This is a genomic window from Rosenbergiella sp. YN46 (assembly GCF_036620675.1).
In the GTDB taxonomy this organism is placed as follows: Bacteria; Pseudomonadota; Gammaproteobacteria; order Enterobacterales; family Enterobacteriaceae; genus Jejubacter.
Map to the genome: position 1 here is coordinate 1 of NZ_JAZHEE010000100.1, position 733 is coordinate 733.

A 733-nucleotide genomic window follows, 5' to 3' on the forward strand; every position below is an offset into this window, starting at 1 on the left:
TAACTGGCATGATGAGTTCAGCATTATATGCTGCATGCCGTGAGATCGGAACCCCAAGAACCCTCAAGGAGATTGCCGTGACAGCGAATATCAGAAAAAAAGATCTAGCAGCATATTACAGACTGTTACTAAAGGAATTAGACTTGAAGATGCCCGTCGTAGATTCAGTACAAAATGTGGCCAGAATTGCTAACAAAATAGGATTATCAGAAAAAACAAAACGTTATGCAGTTAAAATTCCTAGATAAGCTGAAGAAGATAAAAGCTCAGCTGGAAAAAATCCAATGGGATTGGCTGGAGCTGCACTTTACGCGGCATGTATTACAAATGGAGAAAATAAGACTCAAAGAGATATTGCAGAAGCTTCTAACATAACCGAAGTAACCATTAGGAATAGGTACAAAGGACTTTCAGAATTGTTAATATCGTCTTAATTGATCCTCACTATAATGATTCACAAAATACAATATTTTGAAGCTGAACAATTACCACAGGGAGTATTTCTTCAAGATGTAGTAAACGAATTTCTAGCTGAGAAGGGCGAAAATATAATAGCTGTTCATCCTGTTATGGGAAAGTCACTATTAGTTCATTATAAAGAATAATTCACTTATTTTTTTTTAATTCTTAACAAGCAATTTTCATTATAGTTTGTTATTCCAGTGTCGAGAAATGACTGATTTTCAATCAATGTCAGCATAACAACGTGGCATCTTGCCATGTTTTTTCTTAT

Annotated in this window: 1 protein-coding gene and 1 pseudogene; both read left to right on the top strand. The window is 35.1% G+C overall.

What is annotated here, in order from left to right; translation table 11 throughout:
• Positions 1–248, top strand: a 248-nt coding sequence (locus V3W49_RS22680) for a hypothetical protein (protein ID WP_500148201.1), incomplete at its 5' end; no start/stop codon positions are given.
• An 18-nt stretch (positions 249–266) separates the two neighbouring features.
• Positions 267–434: pseudogene (locus V3W49_RS22685) on the top strand (cyclin family protein); the annotation flags it as partial.
• Between the last annotated feature and the right edge of the window lie 299 nt (positions 435–733).